The sequence below is a fragment of the Streptomyces sp. AC558_RSS880 genome (genome assembly GCF_019049255.1).
Taxonomy (GTDB): domain Bacteria; phylum Actinomycetota; class Actinomycetes; order Streptomycetales; family Streptomycetaceae; genus Streptomyces.
The window spans coordinates 275,218-296,440 of record NZ_JAGMUJ010000030.1 but is presented as its reverse complement, the minus strand read 5'-3'; the positions used below and the strand labels follow the sequence as shown (position 1 = coordinate 296,440).

General features: G+C 69.4%; 18 protein-coding genes and 2 tRNA genes. 9 read left to right on the top strand and 11 right to left on the bottom strand.

All coding sequences use genetic code 11. The annotated features are described in order from the left end of the window. Positions 1-113 precede the first annotated feature (113 nt). Both KUM38_RS13320 and KUM38_RS13315 read right to left on the bottom strand, forming a co-directional pair. Positions 114-965 (bottom strand): hypothetical protein, encoded by an 852-nt coding sequence (locus tag KUM38_RS13320; protein ID WP_217129544.1) that lies wholly within the window; start codon positions 963-965, stop codon positions 114-116. Between the two features lie 59 nt (positions 966-1,024). Further along, entirely contained in the window at positions 1,025-2,467 is a 1,443-nt protein-coding gene (locus tag KUM38_RS13315) for a DNA phosphorothioation-associated putative methyltransferase (protein ID WP_217129543.1), read from the bottom strand. A gap of 384 nt (positions 2,468-2,851) precedes the next feature. On the opposite strand from KUM38_RS13315, the gene KUM38_RS13310 reads away from it, so the two are divergent. Beyond that, on the top strand, positions 2,852-3,124 hold the full coding sequence (locus KUM38_RS13310) for a hypothetical protein (RefSeq protein WP_217129542.1): 273 nt from the start codon (positions 2,852-2,854) through the stop codon (positions 3,122-3,124). A 289-nt stretch (positions 3,125-3,413) separates the two neighbouring features. On the opposite strand, the gene KUM38_RS43265 is transcribed toward KUM38_RS13310, so the two are convergent. Beyond that, positions 3,414-4,595: a site-specific integrase gene (locus KUM38_RS43265; RefSeq protein ID WP_308408961.1), complete on the bottom strand. Its 1,182-nt coding sequence runs from the start codon at positions 4,593-4,595 to the stop codon at positions 3,414-3,416. Between the two features lie 983 nt (positions 4,596-5,578). Between KUM38_RS43265 and KUM38_RS13300 the strand changes: the two genes are divergently transcribed. The 4 genes from KUM38_RS13300 to KUM38_RS13285 all read left to right on the top strand — a co-directional run bounded on the left by KUM38_RS13300 (position 5,579) and on the right by KUM38_RS13285 (position 9,237). Next, positions 5,579-6,301 (top strand): M50 family metallopeptidase, encoded by a 723-nt coding sequence (locus tag KUM38_RS13300; RefSeq protein ID WP_217129541.1) that lies wholly within the window; start codon positions 5,579-5,581, stop codon positions 6,299-6,301. Between the two features lie 156 nt (positions 6,302-6,457). Then, the gene (gene aroA / locus KUM38_RS13295) at positions 6,458-7,774 is read left to right on the top strand and encodes a 3-phosphoshikimate 1-carboxyvinyltransferase (protein ID WP_217129540.1); all 1,317 of its coding nucleotides are present in this window, start codon (positions 6,458-6,460) and stop codon (positions 7,772-7,774) included. 9 nt (positions 7,775-7,783) lie between these two features. Further along, on the top strand, positions 7,784-8,794 hold the full coding sequence (rsgA, locus tag KUM38_RS13290; protein WP_217129539.1) for a ribosome small subunit-dependent GTPase A: 1,011 nt from the start codon (positions 7,784-7,786) through the stop codon (positions 8,792-8,794). A 119-nt stretch (positions 8,795-8,913) separates the two neighbouring features. Further along, positions 8,914-9,237 (top strand): multidrug efflux SMR transporter, encoded by a 324-nt coding sequence (locus KUM38_RS13285; RefSeq protein WP_125504317.1) that lies wholly within the window; start codon positions 8,914-8,916, stop codon positions 9,235-9,237. Positions 9,238-9,243: 6 nt separating this feature from the next. On the opposite strand, the gene KUM38_RS13280 is transcribed toward KUM38_RS13285, so the two are convergent. Continuing rightward, positions 9,244-9,855 (bottom strand): TetR/AcrR family transcriptional regulator, encoded by a 612-nt coding sequence (locus tag KUM38_RS13280; RefSeq protein WP_217129538.1) that lies wholly within the window; start codon positions 9,853-9,855, stop codon positions 9,244-9,246. Between the two features lie 127 nt (positions 9,856-9,982). On the opposite strand from KUM38_RS13280, the gene hisN reads away from it, so the two are divergent. Further along, on the top strand, positions 9,983-10,783 hold the full coding sequence (hisN, locus tag KUM38_RS13275; protein ID WP_217129537.1) for a histidinol-phosphatase: 801 nt from the start codon (positions 9,983-9,985) through the stop codon (positions 10,781-10,783). Positions 10,784-10,953: 170 nt separating this feature from the next. After that, the gene (locus tag KUM38_RS13270; protein WP_217129536.1) at positions 10,954-11,355 is read left to right on the top strand and encodes a cyclic nucleotide-binding/CBS domain-containing protein; all 402 of its coding nucleotides are present in this window, start codon (positions 10,954-10,956) and stop codon (positions 11,353-11,355) included. Positions 11,356-11,426: 71 nt separating this feature from the next. Here KUM38_RS13270 and KUM38_RS13265 read toward each other — a convergent pair whose 3' ends face one another. Continuing rightward, on the bottom strand, positions 11,427-12,878 hold the full coding sequence (locus tag KUM38_RS13265; RefSeq protein ID WP_217129535.1) for a catalase: 1,452 nt from the start codon (positions 12,876-12,878) through the stop codon (positions 11,427-11,429). 144 nt (positions 12,879-13,022) lie between these two features. Here KUM38_RS13265 and KUM38_RS13260 point away from each other — a divergent pair, with 144 nt between their 5' ends. Next, positions 13,023-13,439 carry a Fur family transcriptional regulator gene (locus KUM38_RS13260; RefSeq protein WP_190161507.1) on the top strand — a complete coding sequence of 139 codons (417 nt, stop codon included), beginning with the start codon at positions 13,023-13,025 and terminating at the stop codon, positions 13,437-13,439. 114 nt (positions 13,440-13,553) lie between these two features. Here the strand turns inward: KUM38_RS13260 and KUM38_RS13255 are convergent. From KUM38_RS13255 to KUM38_RS13240, 4 genes are all read right to left on the bottom strand, one after another. After that, positions 13,554-13,627, bottom strand: a tRNA-Met gene (locus KUM38_RS13255). A 287-nt stretch (positions 13,628-13,914) separates the two neighbouring features. Further along, positions 13,915-15,732, bottom strand: a complete 1,818-nt coding sequence (locus KUM38_RS13250; protein ID WP_217129534.1) for a tetratricopeptide repeat protein — start codon at positions 15,730-15,732, stop codon at positions 13,915-13,917. Positions 15,733-15,955: 223 nt separating this feature from the next. After that, a tRNA-Met gene (locus KUM38_RS13245) sits at positions 15,956-16,029 on the bottom strand. Positions 16,030-16,084: 55 nt separating this feature from the next. Continuing rightward, positions 16,085-19,024 carry a UPF0182 family protein gene (locus KUM38_RS13240; RefSeq protein WP_254397128.1) on the bottom strand — a complete coding sequence of 980 codons (2,940 nt, stop codon included), beginning with the start codon at positions 19,022-19,024 and terminating at the stop codon, positions 16,085-16,087. Between the two features lie 164 nt (positions 19,025-19,188). On the opposite strand from KUM38_RS13240, the gene KUM38_RS13235 reads away from it, so the two are divergent. Next, positions 19,189-19,731 (top strand): PPA1309 family protein, encoded by a 543-nt coding sequence (locus KUM38_RS13235; RefSeq protein WP_254397075.1) that lies wholly within the window; start codon positions 19,189-19,191, stop codon positions 19,729-19,731. A 9-nt stretch (positions 19,732-19,740) separates the two neighbouring features. On the opposite strand, the gene KUM38_RS13230 is transcribed toward KUM38_RS13235, so the two are convergent. Beyond that, positions 19,741-20,835 (bottom strand): PDZ domain-containing protein, encoded by a 1,095-nt coding sequence (locus KUM38_RS13230; protein WP_217129531.1) that lies wholly within the window; start codon positions 20,833-20,835, stop codon positions 19,741-19,743. 97 nt (positions 20,836-20,932) lie between these two features. Further along, a complete protein-coding gene (locus tag KUM38_RS13225; RefSeq protein ID WP_167534472.1) occupies positions 20,933-21,097 on the bottom strand; it encodes a hypothetical protein in 165 nt (54 codons plus the stop codon). Between the last annotated feature and the right edge of the window lie 126 nt (positions 21,098-21,223).

Here is a 21,223-nt window from a genome sequence, read left to right as displayed (position 1 = left end):
GTGCCAGGCAGCCGCGATGGGTGGGGCCCGAAGCCATGCTTCGGGCCCCACCCATCGTTTGTGAGCCCTGGGGTGCCGACATGGCCACCGCAGGGCGCTGCTGGTGGCGGAAATCAGAGCTCGGGCGGCTCGCCGGGCTGAAGGTGGAGGACTGAGAGGTACTCGCCGTAGGGCATCTCTTCATCCACCCAACGGCTGCCGCCGGAGGAGTCGGGAATCCACATGCCGTCGAGAAGGTACTTGTCGTCGAAGACGGCGACGCGGTCCTCCTGCACCGCTGCCGCCATCAGCATCTGTATCCCCAGCAGCAGAACCGTGGAGGCTTCCTTCACCGCGCAGACCTCGGCGTGCCCGGTGGGAAAGACCTTCGCGTCCGCGTCGCTGCCCGGCTCGGGGACGGCAGCACGACCGTGAACGGCCATCTCGTGCAGGGCAATCGCTTGGGTCACCGCTGCCGCCACCGGTGTGCCGACGCCTGGCATCTCGTCCGGGATGTGCGTCCGCAGATGGTCGGCGACCGCGCGAGCGTGCACAGGCCATGCGTCGCCGTGGTGGTGCAGCCGCCGTTCCGCGGCCTCGACGGCCAGTCCAAGCTCCGGGGTGTCCGGGTGCAGCAGCCGGACGAATCCTTCAAGCGCTGCGCGCAGGTAGCCAAGGCGCACCTGGTGCTGCTGCCACTCCTCCATCATCTCGGTCCAGACGGCATCGAAGTCAAGGCCCGCCGAGCACATGCCGCCGTCGTCGTAGGACATGTCGAACGTCACCGTGCGCAGGCCCTGGGCGAGGCGCAGCCACTTGTAGGCCGTGTCCCAGCTGTTCTGCGCCCCAGGGGCTGCCGTGACGGCGGAGGCGTGCTCCACCCAGTCGGTGAGTTCACGAACGTGGTCCTCGGGCTCGGACAGCGCGAGTGTGGACAGCGTGCGGTACGAGGGCAGGCAGGGGCCCTCCATCCGGGTAGTGGTCATGCGTGGAGCGTGGCACACGGCACTGACAATCGCTCCGGTGCCGAAAGCCGGTGCGACGCTCAGGTGCTGGTGGTGCGGCGTACAAGCCGGTGGCCTCGCAACTCCCGCTCGCAGCGTACGAGTTCGCGCTCCCATCCCTCTTCCGTGCCGATCAGGTGCGGACTCTCGTAGAGGCCAGCGCGCACCTCGGCCTCCGTGAGCCTCCGGTACTTGGGTGCGTCGGGATCGTCCTCAGCAAGGAATTCGTGCTTACGGTGCAACAGAGGACGGTTGGTGGAATCTGCGTACGAAGTGAAAGAGGACTTGAGGGTCTTCAGGTCGACGGCGTACGAGGCCGCGATCCGCGGGTGGGGATCCGTGTCGAACTCGGGGTAATCGAGCCAGCTGACCCCTCGGCCCTGATGGCGGAGCTTGACGACGGACCACTCGCCAGGGCGGCCGGCAGCGATACTCGCGCACTGCTCGTACAGTCGCAGCACGGCCGGGATCCGGTGAAGCGCACGACGGTGCACGTACAGGGCGGTTGCAGTGAACTTGCCGGCGATCGATCCGTTCATCGCCCGACGGACGTATGCGTCGTCACGCAGCTTGAACAGCAGCCGATCCGCTCGCTGGCACGCCTCGGTGTACGAAGGGAAGAAGGCACGGATGTCCAGTTGAACCGGCAGGGGCAGACTGGTTACCGGGCCTCGGCCATGAAACAGCTCCAACGCGAGGAACAACAGAGTGTCGAGGGCTCCACGCTCGGCGCTCCGCTCGACCTTCACGGGGTCGGCTTCCTGCTCGGCAAGGCGTTTGAGCTCAGCGGGACGCAGGTGGCCGAGGAGGCTGATGATGGGCTGCGGCATTTCCTCCAGCTGAGGCATCCTGCCGCGTTGTTCGAGATGATCGACGACCGAGGTGATCGCCGAGGCGGTGTCCTCGGACGCCAGCCATCCCCCTTCGGGGGCGACCTGGCGGGCTAGGTAACTCAGGCGGGCCGCATCGTCCTTGAATGCGTAAACGATGCCGGGCGCCGCCGACACGCAGCGGACACCGGTGGCTTCCTCGACGTAGTCGCGAAGCTCGCCGGCGGCGTAGAGGTGCTGGAAGGTGCGGCGTTGGGTGAGGATGCCGTCGCCGTACTCGGTGCCGTTGATCTGGTTGCGCTCCCACCTCAATCGCGCGGACACCACGAGTACCGACTTGGCGAGGTCCCAGGCCCGTAGGAGCGTCTCGCGTCGTTCGGCGGGATTCTCAATGACGTTCAGAACATAGGTCAGAAGGACCACCTCGGCCGACTCACGCCGCCCGTCCGGAAAGTGCACCGGGTCCCACCCCTCGGCATCGAAGCCGAGGTTCTGCAATGCCCGCACATCGCCGCCACGTCCACACCCGTAGTCCAGCACTCCCGTGTCGGGTTCCAGCTGAAGGTCGCCAACGGCGCGACGGGCCGGCAGCGAGAGGCCGATTCGGCCGATCGCGGTCTGATGCCTCTGGCTGCTCCACAGCTGCTGTGTCATCGGCGTCCCCAGATTCCACGGACAGGCCAGCATGCGACAGCACCGAACCTTAACTGACACTCGATCCGGTGACCGGCTTACGGGGAGTCACACCCCCCAGCTGACCTCGGGTGACGCTGCTCTTCGCCACGATTGCAGGCGTGGCGGGTCGTCCAGGTGACGACGGACGCCGAAGAGTTCGCCCGGGCCACGCCTCAAGCGGATAAGAAGGCGCGGCTTCCAGGCACGGTAGCCCGGATTCTCCGAAGAGGTATGCCGATCGCTTCAGCTCAAGGTGATGGGGCACTTGGGCACGCCGTCGGCAAGTAGCCCGGTAATTAAGTCGACGAGGCCGGCGGGATCGATTTTGAGATCCGGCCCCGCGTGCTTGCTACGGTCCCGCACATGACGCTGCCTGTACCTCGTGCTGCTGATCTACGCCGGGAATCGCTCAGCGGACTGCTGGACCGTGTGGAGCGGTCGCTGCAGGTGCGTCTCGACCGGGAAACGGTGGTGCGCAAGCGCCGGACCATGGGGGCACGAACGGACCGGGATACCTGGGTCCGCACCGAACTGCGGGGGTTCGGCCGGATCGGCGCCCAAGGGTGGAATAGACCCGAAATCGCTGCCGACCTCAGCGGGGTCGCCATGCCTTCGTGGCACGCAGGCTTCGCATGATGCGAGCCGAGTGAACGAGTGATCTGGCGAGCGGATGAGATGGAACTGGTCAACGCCGCGCCGGTCGGGCAAGCCGCTCTTGTGATCGAAGACCCTCGTCTCCCAGATGCATGGTGGTCCGCGCTAAGCGCTTCACTGGACGCGCTCGCTGTCTCGGCGACGGCCCAAAGCGTTTCAGCCGCCGCCGACAACCCCTCTGGCCAGTCTCACCGATTGGACCAACGCCGCACGTTCATCACAACCGCCCGCCTGCGAAACGCATCGTACCGGCCATCGGGTCAGCGCAGAATCAGCCGGACCGGGACAAGGCAGCGTCGAGGGTGTCAGCGCCTGTACGGCTTGCGGGCAGACAGCCGGCTGTTCCGTCGGGTGACTGCCCCGCTGCGCCGAGGGGCCCGGGCCGCATGGCGTCCTGCAGGGTCGCCCGGCAGCGATGCCAGGCGCGAGGCACAAGGTGTCCGTAAATGTCGATCGTGGTTTTGACCGATCGGTGGCCTATCCAGCGCGAGACCTCGTGGATCGGGACTCCGTGGGCCAGCGCGGTCGAGGCGAAGAAGTGCCTCAAACGGCCAGGCGTGTACTTCGCCTCACCGTCCGCATCGACCAGCCCGGCCGACCGGCATGCCTTCTTGAAGTGGTAGCCGTAGGTGCAGGCAGTAGGCATCGCGCCTTTGCCGCGCGGACGCGGGGCGAAGAAGACCTCAAGCACCCGCCGCTTGCCCCTGCATCCGGTGAAGACCACCGGCACCGGTTCCCACCTCGACAGGTGAGCGTCGATCTCCTGATCGACGAAAGGGGCGGTCGGAACGTCCCTGTACTCGCCCTCACTCCGGTACTTCAGGGGTACGAATACCGCACGGCAATCCGCCCGGTGGGCCTGAGCGCTGACCTGCCAGCGGACCCTGACGAAGCCCGGCCGCCGGCTCTCGCCGGAAAAGGCCAGGGCTTCGCTGGAACGTTGGCCGGTGCCCGACTGAAGGTAGACGGTGAGCCGGTACTGCGGCGCGATGTGCGCCGCGATCAGATCGACCTCACCCGGCGTCGGGATCTCGTCCCCATCCACTGCCAGCGCAGCCGCTCGGGGCATCCGCACACCCCGTGCCGGATTATCCGGGATACGTTTGTCGACGACGGCCGCCTCCAGCATGGCGGCCACCATCATCATGCGGACCTTGACCGTGGAAGCCGCCAGCCCCGCACCGGAACCATGGATGTCCTTAGCGAACTTCTCAAAATCGCGCCGCGTCAGTCCGGCAAGTGTCCTCCGGCCCAGGCGCGGCACGAGATGGTTGCGAACGAACCCCTCATAGTTGCGGCGTGTCGACTCACCGAAGGTCCGCCCGTCGAGCCACTCCTGCGCCCAGACCTGCAAGGCCAAAAATCCGCGCGCAGGATCCACCTCGGCGACGGCACCCGCCTTCTTATGGTTCTCAACATTGACGGCGAAAGCGTCCGCGCCGTCCGGACCCACCCTTCGCGGAAACGACTTCTCCCGTTGCCGACCCCGCCTGCCGCCCGGCTCCCGATACCGCACCGTCCACCCATGACCGCATCTTGAACGCTCGCAGGGATAGTTCCGATCCCGGACATCCCGCTTGCATTTCTGAAAGACACTCGCCACTCAAGCCCCCTCCCCGGTTCCACTCGCATCGGAATTCGAGACATTTCGTCTCATCGCTGCCTGAAACACAACCGCCGAGCGGCTCTCTGCGCCAGCAAGCGCCGTACCTGGCACCTGTTCTGCACCGTGGCCTCACTCACCCTCAGGCGCACGCTCCGCCATCTCGGCCACAGCCAGAGGGTGATATTCCCCCTGCACACCCAGCCCCCGATATTCCACCAACCCCCGTAACTGAACCGTGCAACAGCGTCTGCCAGCCAGGCAAGACATTCAACTCCGATTCCCCCTTTCCAGCGAACGTCGGAGAAGAACACTTTAAAGCGCGTTACACACGGGAGATCAGAGAAATTCTCTGCATGACCAGGGCACCGAGGCCGAGCAAGCATCGAAGGAGACGGCCCGGTGCGAGCAGCCACGTCTACCCCACAAGGGCGCGCCAGCATTCCCACGACCCTCGCGCTCACAGAGTGGGACACGCTCTCCCGACACCAGCGGCGTGGCGCGATACGTCCGCGACGACGGTCCGCTGCACAGACACAGTGATCGACCCCACGACAACGCGACGCCCGAACCGGGACAGCATGAGGTAAGCAGCACCGACCCAGCACAGGACAGGTTTCCCGGGGTGATCACAGGTGTCTCCAGGTCAGCACCCAGTCAGCACGGGTAAAGCAAGAGCCCCGGAGCGATCCGGGGATTTAAGGCCGTGACCTGCATGTTTGCCGTCAGGAACGATCCCTGTTACGTCGGCGTCTCAGATACCGTCCGCACATACGTGCAACACTGCCAGACTCCGCACGCGCAGAGGGAGCAACCGGAAACAGATGGAAAGCATGGTCAGTACCGCGTCCGCCTCATTCGCCTCCCTCTGGGACGAGGTCTCCGGCACCCAGCCCGACCCGGACGTGTGGGTGGTCGTCGCCACACTGGTCGCCGCGGCCGCCGTCGTCGTACCGCAGGGGCTGTGGCGGCTGTCCCGGAACGCCGTCACGATCGCCCACGAGGGCGGGCACGGCCTGGTGGCGCTGCTCACCGGCCGCACGCTGACGGGGATACGCCTGCACTCGGACACCAGCGGTCTGACCGTCAGCCGCGGCAAGCCGCACGGCATCGGCATGATCCTCACGGCCGCCGCCGGCTACACCGCTCCCCCGCTGCTGGGCCTGGGCGGCGCCGCGCTGCTCGGCGCCGGCCGCATCACACTGCTGCTGTGGCTGGCCACGGCGCTGCTGGTGGCGATGCTGGTGATGATCCGCAACGCGTACGGGGCGGTGTCGGTGCTGGTCACGGGCGGCACGTTCGTCCTGGTGTCCTGGCTGGCCGGGCCCCAGGTGCAGGCGGCGTTCGCGTACGCCGTGGTCTGGTTCCTGCTCCTGGGCGGAGTGCGCCCGGCCTTCGAGCTCCAGGCCAAGCGGTCACGCGGCGGCGCGGGGGACTCGGACGCGGACCAGCTGTCGAGGCTGACGCACGCCCCGGCGGGGCTGTGGTTCTTCCTGTTCCACGCGGTGTCGCTGTGCTCCCTGATAGGCGGAGGCAGGTGGCTCCTGGGCCTGTAGACCACGGCGCGCCTGCCGGCGAGGGCCGCGAGCAGCCGGCCAGAAAGGGGCCCGGGACCGTGCCGCCGTGCGGCTCCGCCGCACGGGCGCGACGAGCCACCACTCAGCCGCACCCGAAACACAGCCCGCCTCCCGGGCTCCTTATAAAGTGGGGCCATGGCCCCGAACCCCACGCACACCGCCCTCTGGCCCGCCCCGCACGCGAGCGGAGCCGTCGACGCGACGGTCCACGTGCCCGGGTCCAAGTCGGTCACCAACCGCGCCCTCGTCCTCGCCGCCCTCGCCTCCGAGCCGGGCTGGCTGCGCCGCCCGCTGCGCTCCCGCGACACCCTGCTGATGGCCGGCGCCCTGCGCGCGATGGGCGTGGAGATCGAGGAGGGCGTCGGCCCGGACGGCACCGGCGAGGCCTGGCGGGTGCTCCCCACGGGCCTGCGCGGCCCGGCCACCGTCGACGTCGGCAACGCCGGCACGGTGATGCGATTCCTGCCCCCGGTCGCCGCGCTGGCCGACGGCCCCGTCCGCTTCGACGGCGACCCGCGTTCCTACGAGCGTCCCCTGAACGGCGTCATCGACGCGCTGCGCCACCTGGGCGCCCGGATCGACGACGAGGACCGCGGCGCGCTGCCGATGACCGTGCACGGCGGCGGTGCCCTGGACGGCGGCACCGTGGAGGTCGACGCGTCCTCGTCCTCCCAGTTCGTCAGCGCCCTGCTGCTGTCGGCGCCGCGCTTCAACCAGGGCGTCGAGGTCCGGCACACCGGCGCGACGCTGCCGTCCCTGCCGCACATCCGGATGACCGTCGACATGCTCCGCGCGGTGGGCGCCCAGGTGGACACCCCCGAGTCGGGCGGCGAACCGAACGTCTGGCGGGTCACGCCGGGCGCCCTGCTCGGCCGGGACCTGACCGTCGAGCCGGACCTGTCCAACGCCCAGCCGTTCCTGGCGGCGGCGCTGGTGACCGGCGGCAAGGTCGTCGTCCCGGACTGGCCGGCCCGTACCACCCAGCCCGGTGACCGGCTGCGGGAGATCTTCACCGAGATGGGCGGTTCCTGCGAGCTGACCGAGTTCGGGCTCGTGTTCACCGGCTCCGGGTCGGTCCACGGCGTCGACGTGGACCTCGGCGAGGTCGGCGAGCTGACGCCCGGCATCGCGGCCGTGGCGGCGCTCGCGGACTCCCCGTCGACCCTGCGGGGCGTGGCCCACCTGCGGCTGCACGAGACGGACCGGCTGGCCGCGCTGACCAAGGAGATCAACGAGCTCGGCGGCGACGTCACCGAGACCGCCGACGGCCTGCACATCCGCCCCCGCCGGCTGCACGGCGGGGTCTTCCACACCTACGAGGACCACCGCATGGCCACCGCCGGCGCGATCATCGGCCTCGCGGTCGAAGGGGTGCAGATCGAGAACGTGGCGACGACGGCGAAGACCCTGCCGGACTTCCCCGAGCTGTGGACCGGGATGCTCGGGGCGTAGGGGTTCACCATGCGCCGCTACGGCAAGCACACCGACGAGGACGACATCCGCTCCCGCCCCAACCGCAAGGGCAACCGGCCGCGCACCCACATCCGGCCCAAGCACGAGGACGCCGCCGAGGGCCTGGTCCTCACCGTCGACCGGGGCCGGCTGACCTGCCTGGTCGACGACCGGATCGTGATGGCGATGAAGGCCCGCGAGCTGGGCCGCAAGGCGGCGGTGGTCGGTGACCGGGTGGCGATCGTCGGCGACCTGACCGGCGACAAGGACACGCTCGCGCGGATCGTGCGGATCGAGGAACGCGCGTCGGTGCTGCGCCGTACCGCGGACGACGACGATCCCTACGAGCGGGTCGTCGTCGCCAACGCCGACCAGCTCGCCGTCGTCACCGCCCTCGCCGACCCCGAACCCCGCCCGCGGCTGATCGACCGCTGCCTGGTCGCGGCGTACGACGGCGGTCTCGAGCCGCTGCTGGTGCTGACCAAGTCGGACCTCGCGCCGCCGGACAAGCTGCTGGAGCTCTACGGCGACCTCGACATCCCGTACGTCGTGACCAGCCGCGCGGAACTGGAGAGCGGCGAGGCCGCGGACCGGGTCCGGGAGCAGCTGGACGGCCGGATCACCGCGTTCGTGGGGCACTCCGGGGTCGGCAAGACGACGCTGGTCAACGCGCTGGTGCCGGAGGAGCGGCGACGTACGACCGGACACGTCAACGCGGTGACCGGGCGGGGGCGGCACACGACGACGTCCGCGCTGGCGCTCCCGCTGTCGGGTGCCGGGGGCTGGGTGATCGACACCCCGGGGGTGCGGTCCTTCGGGCTCGCCCACGTCGACCCGTCCCGGGTGATCCTCGCCTTCCCCGATCTCGAGCCGGGCACGGCGGGCTGTCCGCGCGCGTGCAGTCACGACGAGCCGGACTGCGCGCTGGACGCGTGGGTGGCCGAGGGGCACGCGGATCCGGCGCGGCTGTACTCGCTGCGGCGGCTGCTGGCGACGCGGGAGCGCACGGAGGGCGACTGACCTCCGCGTTGTTTGTCGTGGCCTCCGGGCGGTAAGTGCATACTCGCACCGAGCCGGACCCGAACCTGTCGAACCTGACGAAGCGGTCACTGTACGTGGGGAATGCGGGAGGACGACACATGGCGTGGCTGCTGGTCATCGTGGCCGGGTTGCTCGAGACCGGCTTCGCCGTGTGCCTGAAGCTGTCGCACGGCTTCACCCGGCTGTGGCCGACCGTCGCGTTCTGCGCGTTCGCGCTGGGCAGCTTCGGGCTGCTGACGCTGGCGCTGAAGAAGCTGGACGTGGGGCCCGCGTACGCGGTGTGGACGGGCATCGGCGCGGCGGGGACGGCCATCTACGGGATGGTGTTCCTCGGGGACCTGGTGTCGACGCTGAAGATCGTGTCGATCACGCTCGTGATCGTCGGCGTGATCGGGCTGCAGCTGTCGGGGTCCGCGCACTGAACCCCGCTACGGCATCACCGGAGGCCGGTGCAGGGCGCCGCGCACCAGGTCGGCGACGCCGGTGTCGGCCGGGGGCGCGGTGACGCAGGACAGGGCGAGGCGGACCACCAGCTCGCAGGACCGGGCCAGGTCGGCGGTGTCGGACCTGGGGACGCCGGGGCCGGCCAGGACGGCGACGGCACGGTCGCGGACGAGGGCGACGAGGTCGGTGGGTGAGGGCAGCGGGCCGTCGGCACGGCGCTGCGCGGGCACGGCGGATCCGGACGCCACGGCCGCGAGGCCCGGGGCGGGCAGGCGTGCGCCCCAGCAGCCGGTGAGCATGGCGCGGACCAGGGCGTTCTCACGGGCGCTGGCGGTGGTCCACTCGGCGGTCGCGGTCAGCCGGTCGCGCGGGTCCACGTGGCCGGCGAGGGCGCGGTCGACGCCGGCGAGGTAGCCGTCGGCCTCCCTGCGGACGAGGGCCCGGGCGAGGCCGTCCTTGCTGCCGAACTCGTTGTACAGCGTCTGGCGGGAGACTCCGGCCGCGGCGGCCACGTCCACCATCCGCACCGCGGGCCAGGGCCGACGCGCCAGTGCCGTGTAAGCGGCGTCCAGCAGAGCTTCCCGCGCTGCAGGCATCTTCGCCTCCCTCGGGGCGAGCGGCCGACCCTGCGGTTAGATTTGACGCGCCGTCGGGCACTGTCAAGGGTTCTCGGGCCCCGCCCCCGGTGGCCCCGCACCGACCTCGGCAGATACCGTTCGTTGCATGCCCGACTACCTCGACGACCTGCGTTTCGCCCATGTCCTGGCGGACGCCGCCGACGCCGCGACGATGGAACGGTTCAAGGCTCTCGACCTCAAGGTGGAGACCAAACCCGACATGACGCCGGTGAGTGAGGCGGACAAGGCCGCCGAGGAACTCATCCGCAATCACCTCAAACGCGCCCGCCCGAGGGACGCGGTCCTGGGCGAGGAGTACGGGGTGGAGGGCACGGGACCCCGACGCTGGGTGATCGACCCGATCGACGGCACCAAGAACTACGTGCGCGGGGTTCCCGTGTGGGCCACGCTGATCTCCCTGATGGAGGCCGGTGAGGGGGGCTTCCAGCCGGTCGTCGGGGTGGTCTCCGCCCCCGCCCTCGGCCGTCGCTGGTGGGCCGCGCAGGGGCACGGCGCCTTCAGCGGCCGCAGTCTGTCGTCGGCCTCCCGGCTGCGGGTCTCCCGCGTCTCCAAGCTGTCCGACGCCTCCTTCGCGTACTCCTCGCTCAGCGGCTGGGAGGAGCAGGGACGCCTGGACGGCTTCCTCGACCTCACCCGCGAGGTGTGGCGCACGCGCGCGTACGGCGACTTCTGGCCCTACATGATGGTCGCCGAGGGAGCGGTGGACCTGTGCGCCGAGCCGGAGTTGTCGCTGTGGGACATGGCGGCCACCGCGATCGTGGTCACGGAGGCGGGCGGCAGTTTCACCGGGCTCGACGGCCGCCCCGGCCCGCACAGCGGCAACGCGGCCGCGTCGAACGGGCTGCTGCACGACGAGTTGCTGGGGTACCTCAACCAGCGTTACTGAGCGGCACGGGCGAGCGTGCGCGCCCCCGATCGGCCGCACGCGCCCTCTTGTTGACCCCCGCTCTGCCTGCCACTCTGAGAGTCCCCCCCACTTGTGAACTTGTGAAATCGCGAACGAACGGGCCCTCACGTCCGTGGCCTCGCGTTTTCCGGTAGGAGGTGGCTCCATCCATGCTCGTCCGTGACGCCATGAGCACCGTGGTCCTCACCATCGGCCCCGCCCACACCCTCCGCCAGGCCGCCACCCTGATGTCCGCCCGCCGGGTGGGCGCGGCCGTGGTCCTCGATCCCGACGGCACCGGCATCGGCATCCTCACCGAGCGGGACGTGCTCAACTCCGTCGGGCTCGGCCAGGACCCCGACACCGAGCACGCCCACGCCCACACCACCACCGACGTCGTGTTCGCCGCCCCGTCCTGGACCCTGGAGGAGGCCGCTGTCGCCATGACCCACGGCGGTTTCCGCCATCTGATCGTCCTCGACCGGGGCGAGCCCGCCGGCGTCGTCTCGGTCCGCGACATCATCCGCTGCTGGGCGCCGGAGCGGCGGCGGGCCCAGCAGGTACCGGCGTAGTGACACGCGGAACGGGCCGGGCCCCGAGAGGGGGTCCGGCCCGTGTTTCGGCAAGCGGTCCAGCGCTGGAATCAGCCGCGCAGGGCCTGGACCGCGGCCTCCAGCCGCTTGCCGAAGTCCTCGTCCGCCTGACGGAAGTTGTTGATCGCGCGGTCGGCGATCTCGTCACGCGTGACCCCGGAGATGGCGCCCGCCAGGTTGTTCACCAGGCGCTCCTTCTCCTCCTCCGTCATCAGCCGGTACAGGTTGCCCGCCTGGACGAAGTCGTTGTCCTCGGCGTGGACGGGCGTGACCGTCTCACCGGTGACACCGGTCACGGGGATGGGCTGCCACAGCGGACGCCCCGTCTGGGTCGGACCGCCGAAGCTGTTCGGCTCGTAGTTCTTCGCGCCCTTGTGGCGGCCGTCGTACAGGTAGCCGTCACGGGAGTTGGTGCGCGCCTCGGTGGCGTGCGGGCGGTTCACCGGCAGGTGGTCGGCGTTGATGCCGACGCGGTAGCGGTGGGCGTCGCCGTACGCGAAGAGGCGGCCCTGGAGCATCTTGTCCGGGGAGGGACCGATGCCCGGCACGAAGTGGGCGGGGCTGAAGATGGACTGCTCGACCTCGGCGAAGATGTTCTCCGGGTTGCGGTTGAGCTCCAGCTTGCCGAACTCGATCAGCGGGTAGTCCGCGTGCGGCCAGACCTTGGTCAGGTCGAACGGGTTGAAGCGGTACGTGGCCGCCTCGGCCGCCGGCATCACCTGGACGTAGACGGTCCAGGACGGGAACTCGCCGCGCTCGATGGCCTCGCGCAGGTCCCGCTGGTGGGAGTCGGGGTCCTTGCCCGCGAGGATCTCGGCCTCCTCGGCGGTCAGGTTCTTGATGCCCTGGTCCGTCTTGAAGTGGTACTTGACCCAGAAGACCTCGCCGGCCTCGTTGTTCCACTGGTAGGTGTGCGAGCCGAAGCCGTCCATGTGGCGGTACGACGCCGGGATGCCGCGGTCACCGAACAGCCAGGTCACCTGGTGCGTGGACTCCGGCGACAGACCCCAGAAGTCGAAGACGTTGTCCGCCTCCGTCGAGCCCGTGTACGGGTCGCGCTTCTGGGTGTGGATGAAGTCCGGGAACTTGATCGCGTCCCGGATGAAGAACACCGGGGTGTTGTTGCCGACGAGGTCGTAGTTGCCCTCCTCGGTGTAGAACTTCAGCGCGAAACCGCGCGGGTCGCGCACGGCGTCCGCGGCGCCCAGGTTGCCGGCCACCGTCGAGAAGCGCAGGAAGGTCTCCGTCTCCTTGCCGACCTCGGAGAGGAACGCGGCCCGCGTGTACTGCGTGACGTCGGCGGTCACCGTGAAGGTGCCGTAGGCACCGGCACCGCGGGCGTGCACCACACGCTCCGGGATGCGCTCGCGGTTGAAGTGGGCCAGCTTCTCGATGAGGAGCTGGTCCTGAACGAGGACCGGGCCACCGACGCCCGCGGTCTCGCTGTTCTGGTTGTCGGCTACCGGAGCACCGGCCTCCGTAGTGAGCGGTCCCTGCGTCACGTGCGCCTCCTGCGTCCTTGCTGACCAAACCGTGCCTTGGCCAAATCCGATCTCGATCCTACAATGGACAATGTCTAAGTCAAGTAAAGCTCCAAAGTCACACCCGTTCGGGATTCCTTTCCCCCTGCTGTTAGGCTGGTGCCTATGAGTGACCTTTTGGATCGGCTCCGCGGACGTGGATGGCGGATGACCGCGCAGCGCCGTGTCGTGGCCGAGGTCCTCGACGGCGAACACGTCCACCTGACGGCCGACGAGGTGCACGCCAGGGCTGTCGCCAAGCTGCCCGAGATCTCCCGGGCGACCGTCTACAACACCCTGGGCGAGCTGGTCTCGCTCGGTGAGGTGCTGGAGGTCGCCACGGACAAGCGGGCCAAGAGGTACGACCCCAACGCCCACCGCCCGCACCACCACCTGGTGTGCGCGCAGTGCGGCGCGATCCGCGACGTCCACCCGACCGGCAATCCGCTGGCCGACCTCCCCGACACGGAGCGCTTCGGCTTCACGGTCTCCGACGTCGAGGTGACGTACCGCGGAGTCTGCCCGAACTGCGCGGCGGCCTGAGACACACGAGCGAGCCCCGGCACCGATGGGTGCCGGGGCTTCTCCTCTGCCGTCCGGACGCGCCGTACGCACCGAGGGCCGGAACCCTGTCGGATTCCGGCCCTCGGCCTTCAGTAGCGGGGACAGGATTTGAACCTGCGACCTCTGGGTTATGAGCCCAGCGAGCTACCGAGCTGCTCCACCCCGCGTCGATGAATGAAACACTACGTGAAGACGTCCAACAGAAGCAAATCCGTTCCCGCGCGCCACTGCGAGCGATCGTGCCTCCCCCAGTGCCTCAAGGGCCTGGGAGGTACTCCAGGGCCGATGGGGGTCCCCCACTCGAGCGGAGTCGAGAGTGGGGGAGGGTGGGCGATGGGGGCACCTCCCGCTCATGGGGTCCCTCCGCCCGAGCGAAGCCGAGAGTGAGGAGAAGCCGAGCGTGGGGGAGGCACCCGCCAGCGCCGGGCCGCACGACCAGCCCCCGGCCCACCCGTCATGCCGACAGTTCCTCACGCAGCGCGTCCCGCAGCCGAGTGGCCCGCTCCGCGACCGCCGCCGGCCCCAGCGCCACCGCCCGCTCCGCCCACCGCTGCCCCTCCGCCAGCTCCCCCCGCCGCGCGTAGACCAGCGCGAGCCGCAGCGCCGCCCGCCCGTGCCCCGCATCGGCCGCCCGGGTCCACCACACGGCCGCCTCCGGCTCACTGCCCTCACGGGCCAGCAGCAACCCCAGATTGAAGGCGCCGTTGCGCGACCCGGCCTCCGCCGCCTCCCGGTACCAGCGCGCCGCCTCCACCACGTCCCCCCGGGCCGCCGCGAGCATCCCGACCCGCACCTGCGCCCGCCGGTGACCCTGGGAAGCGGCCCGCTCGTACCACTCCTCGCACTCGCTGCGCCGGTTCACCGGCTCCCCCAGCTCGTGCGCGGGCTCCGGCGGCCTGCGGGCGTCCAGCACCGTGGCCAGCCGGTACGCGGCCTCCGCGCTCCCCCCGCCCGCCGCGCACCGCAGGAACCGCTCCGCCTCGCTCTCCTCGCCCTCCCGCAGCCGCGCCATCCCGACCTGGAGCGCCGCTTCCATGTGCCCGGCGGCCGCCGCCCGCTCGTACCAGCGCAGCGCGGACCGCTCCTCGCCCCGGCCCGCGTGCAGGATGCCGAGGTTGAAGGCGGCGTCCACGCTGCCGGTCTCCGCGGCCTTGGAGAACCACGGCTCCGCTCCGGTCTCGTCCCCGGCCCGCAGCAGCAGGATCGCCAGCGCGTTCGCCGCCTCGCGATGGCCGGCGTACGCGGCCCGGCGGTACCACTGCTCGGCCTGGGCGGTCCGGCCCTGGTCGGCGCAGAGCAGCCCGAGGTTGTACGCGCCGTTGATGTCACCGGCGTCCATCGCGGCCCGGTACCAGCGCTCGGCGGTCTGGGTCTCGCCCCGCTCGGCGTGCAGCGCGCCCAGCGCGTTGGCGGCGTTGCCGTCGCCGTCCTGTGCGGCCCGCAGCCACCACACGGCGGCGTTCTCGGTGTCCCCGGCGTCGCGCAGCAGGAAGCCGAGCGCGCAGGCGGCCCGGGCCTCGCCGTCCTTGGCGGAGGTCAGGTACCAGCGGCCGGCCTCCTTGAGCTCGCCGCGGCGCTCCAGGATCGTCCCGAGGTGCAGCGCGGCCCGGCGGTGTCCCCGCGCGGCGGCCTGCCGGTACCACTGCTCGGCCTCCCGCACCAGCGCCGCGGCACCGTCGTCGCTCTCCCGCGCGGCCCTGCGGTCCAGCGCGCGGGCCAGCCGGTACGCCCCTTCCCGGTGCCCCCGCTCGGCGGCGGCCCGCATCCAGCGCTCGGCCTGGACCGTGTCCCCGCGGTGTTCCAGCAGGTCGGCAAGGGCGTACGCGCCGAGGGTGTGACCCTGTTCGGCGGACTGGCGCAGCCAGTACTCGGCGGCGGGTTCGTCCCCTCGCTCCCGGTGGTGGCGGCCGAGCGCGTGGGCCGCCGCGGTGGAGCCGGCCACGGCGGCGATCCGCCACCAGCCCGCGGCCTCGTCGGCGTAGCCCCGCTGGTGCAGCAGGACGCCCAGGTTGTTGGCGGCGGCGCGGTCGCCCGCGGTGGTGGCGGCACGCAGATGGGGTTCGGCTCCGTCGAGATCACCGCGGCGCAGCAGCATGGCGCCGAGGACGCTCATCGCCTCGACGTCGCCGGCCTCGGCGGCGAGCCGCTGACGCAGCTCCTCGGCCGCCTCGTCGGCGGCCTCCCCCGTCTCGTCGCGGGGTTCCTCCCGAGGGGAGGACTGCACAAAACGCCCTGTCCCGAACAGAGTTGCCTTGTCCCCCATACCATCCATCGTCGCACCACCTGCAACCTGGGTACACCTGGTATACCGCAGTCAGTGAGGTCACTACAGCGTTTTGTCGACATGCCCACAGAGAGACAAGTCAAACACAGATCCGCCAACTCCCGTCGGCGGCACGGCCGTCACCCGCCCAGGCACATGCGTTCGCCCATCACAAAGGCCCGGATTCCTGGAGGAATCCGGGCCTTTGATGTCGCTGACTTCGCGACGTGAGTAGCGGGGACAGGATTTGAACCTGCGACCTCTGGGTTATGAGCCCAGCGAGCTACCGAGCTGCTCCACCCCGCGCCGTTGCGTTGCAACCGTAGCACGGCGCGGGACGGACGTCTGACCAGCCTGCTCGCTAACTGCTCGGGCTCGCGTCGGGACCGGGACCGCTGTCCCCGTCGCCGACGCCGCCGCCCCCTTCTGCCGACTGGGCCTCCTCGGCCTTGCGCAACGCTTCCTCCAGGTCCTTCTGCGCCTGGCCGTAGGCCTCCCAGTCGTTCTTCTTCAGGGCTTCCTGGCCGGCCTCGAAGGCCTTCTGGGCGTCGTTCAGCGCTTCCTGGACCGTCGGGTCGTCGGACGTCGGCGGTGGCGTCGTGCCTTCCTCCTCGCCGGTTCCCTCGTCCTCGCCCGGTGGTGGCTCGGTGGCCGTGCCCTCACCCCCGAAGACCTTGGCGAGGGCCTGGTCGAGGGTGTCCTCGAAGGCGGTCTGGCCTCCGTAGGTCACCAGCACCTTCCGCAGCAGCGGGTACTTCAGTCCACCACCGCGTACGTAGACCGGCTCCACGTAGAGCAGTCCTCCGTCGAGCGGGACGGCCAGGAGATTGCCGTACTCGACCTCGGAGTCGCCGCCTCTCAGCAGCCTGATGGACTCAGCGATGTCCTGCTCGGAGTTGAACTGGCTCTGGACCTGTTTGGGTCCGGCGGCCGTGGTGCTGGTCGGCAGTTTCAGCACTCTGATCTTGCCGTAGTCATCGGTGCCCGGATCGGCGTTCACCGCCATGAAGGCACTGAGGTTGTCACGCCCGTTCGGCGTGAACGTCGTGGTGAGCGAGAAGGTCTGCTCCTGCTGGTCGGGCATCTTCATGCTCAGGTAGTACGGAGGCACCGCGTCGCCCGTCTTGTTGGTCGGGTCGTCCGGCACCTGCCACACCTCGCTGCCCGAGAGGAACGTCGTGGCGTCCTTCACGTGGTAGCGGGTCAGCAGTTCGCGCTGCACCTTGAACAGGTCCTGCGGGTACCGCAGGTGGGCCATCAGCTCGCCGGAGATCTCGGTCTTCGGCTGCACCGTGTCCGGGAACGCCTTCATCCAGGTCTTCAGGACGGGGTCCTGGGTGTCCCACTGGTAGAGCTTGACCTCGCCGCTGTACGCGTCGACGGTCGCCTTCACCGAGTTGCGGATGTAGTTGACCTGGTTCTGCTGGGCCACCACCGCGCGCTGGTCGTTGGTGGCGGTCAGCGAGTCGGCCGTGGTGTCACCGAGGGTCGTCCGCGACGCGTACGGATAGCCGTTGGTGGTCGTGTAGGCGTCGACGATCCACTGGATACGGCCGTCCACGACCGCCGGGTAGGCGTCGCCGTCGATGGTCAGCCACGGGGCGATCGCCTCGACGCGCTCCTTGGGCGTGCGGTTGTACAGGATCCGCGAACCCTCGCCGATCGCCCCGGAGTACAGGATCTGCGGCTCGTTGAACGCGACCGCGTAGGCGGCCCGGTTGATCGGGTTCTCGAGGTCGACCCCACTGTCGCCCCGGTAGCTGTACGTCTTCTCGCCGCTGTCGTCGGAGTAGTCGATCTCCTTCTGGGGACCGCCGACGATCGAGTACGTGGTGGTGCGCTCGCCGTAGTAGACGCGCTGCTCGTACTCCGGGAGTTCTCCCTTGGACGGCAGGTCGGACTCGATGAAGTCCGGACGGCCGCCGGAGTCCACGCTGGTGCCCTCGGCCGCGACGACACCGTATCCGTGGGTGTAGCGGAAGTGGTCGTTGATCCAGTTCCGCTTGGGGATGCCCTCGAGGTTCAGCTCGCGCAGACCGATGACCGTGTCCTGCTCCTTGCCGCCGATGGGGTACCGGTCGACGTCCAGGTTGGTCGGGAACGCGTAGTAGTTCCTGATCTGCTGGAGCTGCTGGAACGTCGGCGAGACGATGTTCGGGTCCATGATCCGGATGCTCGCCGTGTCGGTGACGTCGTCCCGCAGCTGGGTCTTGTCCTCGGTCTGGCTCGTGCCCGGGTAGTCGGTGACCTTGGAGTCGTCGATGCCGTAGGCCTCACGCGTGGCCTTGAGGTTCTTCTCGACGTACGGCGCTTCCTTGGCCTGCTCGTTCGGCTGGACCTGGAACTTCTGCACGATCGCCGGGTACAGGCCGCCGATGAGGATCGCCGACAGCACCATCAGGCCGAAGCCGATCACGGGCAGCTGCCAGGTGCGCCGCCACAGGGTGGCGAAGAACAGCAGCGCGCAGATCACGGCGATGCAGAACAGGATCGTCTTGGCCGGCAGATAGGCGTTGGCGTCGACGTACCTGAGGCCCGTCCAGCTGTCGGTGGCCTTGAAGTCGCTGGACTTCACCGCCAGTCCGTACCGGTCGAGCCAGTAGGCGACCGCCTTCAGGGTGACGAAGACGCCGAGGAGCACCGACAGGTGTCCGGTGGCCGCGGCCGTGGCGCGCGCGCCCGGACTGGTGATGCGCAGCCCGCCGTACAGGTAGTGGGTGAGCGCGGCGGCGATCAGCGCCAGGATCGTGGCGGCGAAGCCGAAGCCGAGCAGGAACCGGTACCAGGGCAGGTCGAAGGCGTAGAAGGAGACGTCGAGCTTGAACTGCGGGTCCTTCTGGCCGAAGGACACGCCGTTGACCCACATCAGCCAGGTCCGCCACTGGCCCGACGCCGAGGCGCCGGCGATCAGACCCACCAGCGCGGTGATGCCGAGCAGCAGCCACTTCTTGTACGGGGCGATGCCCATCCGGTACCGGTCGAGGTTCTGCTGCTCCATCGACATGGCGCTCAGCGGTGGCCGCATCCGGTGTGCCAGCCAGACGTTGAAGCCGACCGCGAGGGCCATCAGCAGACCGAAGACGAAGAACAGCCCGATCTTGGTCCACAGGGTCGTCGTGAACACCGACGAGTAGTTGACCGAGCGATACCACAGCCAGTCGGTCCAGAAGCCCGCGAACATGGTGAACACCATGCCGAGGACGGCCAGGACGCCCAGTGTCATGAGCAGGGTCCGGACCCGTCGGGACGGCCGGCCCACTCTGATCCGTGGCCCCGTCGGGCCTCCGCCGCGGTCCGGCATCTGGAAAGCCAAGGTAGGCACCTCGAAGTTCGCTGTTGATTCGTCAGGCCCGCGTCTTCACGGACCGTGCGTGGCCCCCCGTGATCGTGGGCCCACACCTATGCAACTTACTCACGCTTTACTCGGTTCCCGATTCCGGCCGGGAACGAGAGAGGATTGTGACCATGTCCAACACACCCATGGCGGCCAATCCGCTCACCCGGGCCGTGCTCGAGATCGACGAGTACGTCTCCGGCCTCGGCTGGGACCAGCCCGCCCGCCTGTTCGCCCTCGTCGACACCGCCCGGCTGCGGGCCGAACAGCCCTCGCTCGCGGACCGGCTCGGTCTGGGCGACGAACAGGAGACAACCGCGCTCACCCCGATCGAGCAGGACGAGATTCCAACGGGCAAGCCGCTCGACGAGTTCCTGGGCACCATCGCCTGGCCCGACTCGGTGACCGGCTGCGCCCTGACCGTGGAACGGCTGATGCTGCCGCCGTCGGCCGAGGCCCAGGTCCCCAAGGACCTGGACGAGGCCGCGCTGACGAAGTGGGTGGCGCGGCACCCGGAGCGTCAGGAGGTCCGGATGACGGTCGCGGTGCTGCGCGACGGGGCCCGCGAGTCGGCTCTGCGACTGCGTGAGAAGGACTCCGCCACGGAGGTCCTCACCGGCTCCGAACTCGTGCCGGGCCTGGCCCAGGCGCTGGCGGCGACGTTCGAGGAGTAGCGGGACGGGTCAGGACGCCGTGCACGTCGGCAGGTCCGAGGTGTCGCCGGAGCGGATGTCCTTCAGGGCGTCCAGGGCGTCGTCGATGGTGTCCACCTTCACCAGGGTGAGGCCCTTTGGGGTGTCCTTGGCGGCGGACGCGCAGTTGTCGGCGGGCGTGAGGAAGTACTGGGCGCCCTTGCTGCGCGCGCCGACCGTCTTCATCTCGATCCCGCCGATCGGCCCGACCTTGCCGTCGTCGTCGATCGTGCCGGTGCCGGCGACGAACGTGCCGCCGGTCAGGCTGCCCGGGGTGAGCTTGTCGTAGATGCCGAGGGCGAACATCAGGCCCGCGCTCGGCCCGCCGACGTCGGCGAGCTTGATGTCGATGGTGAACGGGAAGGTGTGGTCGGTCCCGGCGGAGATCCCGACGATGGCGCGCTTCTCGCCGCCGTCCTCGGAGGCCGTGGTGGTGATCGTCACCTTCTCGGTCTTCGTCGCCGCCCGGTTCTCCTTCTCGGCGGCGGCCTGCTCCTTGGCCGGCACGATCGTGAAGACGACGTCCTCACCCGGCTCGTGCTCGGTCACCCGCTCGGCGACGTCGGCCGGCTCCTTCACCGCCTTGCCGTCGACGGCCTTGATCACGTCGCCCGCGTGCAGCTCGCCCTCGGACGGGGACCCCTTGACCACCGTGGAGACGATCACCCAGGACTCCACCGGGACGTCGAGTTCCTTCAGGGCCGCGACCTTGGCGCTCTCCTGGGACTGGCTGAATTCCTCGGCGTTCTCCTGGGTGGACTCCTCCTCCGTCTTGCCGTCGGGGTAGAGGGTCTCGTGCGGAACGACCTTGTTGTCGTGCGCGAGCCATCCGTAGACGGCCTCGACGAGGTTCATCCGGTAGTCGGCGCTGGTGACCCGTACCGTGGTCATGTTGAGGTGGCCGTCCGCCGGGTAGGTCCTGCGACCGTCGATCTGCAGCACCGGCTCGCCGTCGTGCTCGCCCAGCGTGTTCACCGTCGGCCCCGGGGACATCTCCGAGTAGGGCACGGGGATGAACACTCCCGCGCACAGGAGCGCGATCAGCATCAGGGTGGAGGCGAGCATCGTCGCGGTGCGGCGTGGCATGCCTCGACAGTACGGGACAGGCCTGTCAGCGCACCGTCAGGGCCACCCGGACGGGCGGCCCTGCACGTCGTACGCCGTGACCTGTTGTTTTCGGCCTTCAGCTACCCGAGCGCGGTTTTTCCATGGCCTCGCGGAACCGGGCGTAACCGATGAGTTCGGGGCCGTCTCCCCGCACCTTGCGGGTGCGATTGGCCCAACTGCCCCACAGTCCCGCTCCGATCGCGGCCACAAGCGGAATCAGCAACCAGGCAAGCGCCGCCATGCCGACCTCCCAACCCCATGAGCGTCCGCAACACTGACTGATCAGCAGATTAACCATCAGCAGTGACAACGCTCACGCCAGGGGTGGGGTTACGCAACCGGAGGTCCGGGCCTGCTTCCAGCAGGC

What these genes read in the sequence shown, in the direction of transcription:
- KUM38_RS13320 (WP_217129544.1), bottom strand. Translation starts at nt 965, where the DNA reads ATGACCACTACCCGGATGGAGGGCCCCTGCCTGCCCTCGTACCGCACG.
- KUM38_RS13315 (WP_217129543.1), bottom strand. Translation starts at nt 2,467, where the DNA reads ATGACACAGCAGCTGTGGAGCAGCCAGAGGCATCAGACCGCGATCGGC.
- KUM38_RS13310 (WP_217129542.1), top strand. Translation starts at nt 2,852, where the DNA reads ATGACGCTGCCTGTACCTCGTGCTGCTGATCTACGCCGGGAATCGCTC.
- KUM38_RS13300 (WP_217129541.1), top strand. Translation starts at nt 5,579, where the DNA reads ATGGTCAGTACCGCGTCCGCCTCATTCGCCTCCCTCTGGGACGAGGTC.
- aroA (WP_217129540.1), top strand. Translation starts at nt 6,458, where the DNA reads ATGGCCCCGAACCCCACGCACACCGCCCTCTGGCCCGCCCCGCACGCG.
- rsgA (WP_217129539.1), top strand. Translation starts at nt 7,784, where the DNA reads ATGCGCCGCTACGGCAAGCACACCGACGAGGACGACATCCGCTCCCGC.
- KUM38_RS13285 (WP_125504317.1), top strand. Translation starts at nt 8,914, where the DNA reads ATGGCGTGGCTGCTGGTCATCGTGGCCGGGTTGCTCGAGACCGGCTTC.
- KUM38_RS13280 (WP_217129538.1), bottom strand. Translation starts at nt 9,855, where the DNA reads ATGCCTGCAGCGCGGGAAGCTCTGCTGGACGCCGCTTACACGGCACTG.
- hisN (WP_217129537.1), top strand. Translation starts at nt 9,983, where the DNA reads ATGCCCGACTACCTCGACGACCTGCGTTTCGCCCATGTCCTGGCGGAC.
- KUM38_RS13270 (WP_217129536.1), top strand. Translation starts at nt 10,954, where the DNA reads ATGCTCGTCCGTGACGCCATGAGCACCGTGGTCCTCACCATCGGCCCC.
- KUM38_RS13260 (WP_190161507.1), top strand. Translation starts at nt 13,023, where the DNA reads ATGAGTGACCTTTTGGATCGGCTCCGCGGACGTGGATGGCGGATGACC.
- KUM38_RS13250 (WP_217129534.1), bottom strand. Translation starts at nt 15,732, where the DNA reads ATGGATGGTATGGGGGACAAGGCAACTCTGTTCGGGACAGGGCGTTTT.
- KUM38_RS13240 (WP_254397128.1), bottom strand. Translation starts at nt 19,024, where the DNA reads ATGCCGGACCGCGGCGGAGGCCCGACGGGGCCACGGATCAGAGTGGGC.
- KUM38_RS13235 (WP_254397075.1), top strand. Translation starts at nt 19,189, where the DNA reads ATGTCCAACACACCCATGGCGGCCAATCCGCTCACCCGGGCCGTGCTC.
- KUM38_RS13230 (WP_217129531.1), bottom strand. Translation starts at nt 20,835, where the DNA reads ATGCCACGCCGCACCGCGACGATGCTCGCCTCCACCCTGATGCTGATC.
- KUM38_RS13225 (WP_167534472.1), bottom strand. Translation starts at nt 21,097, where the DNA reads ATGGCGGCGCTTGCCTGGTTGCTGATTCCGCTTGTGGCCGCGATCGGA.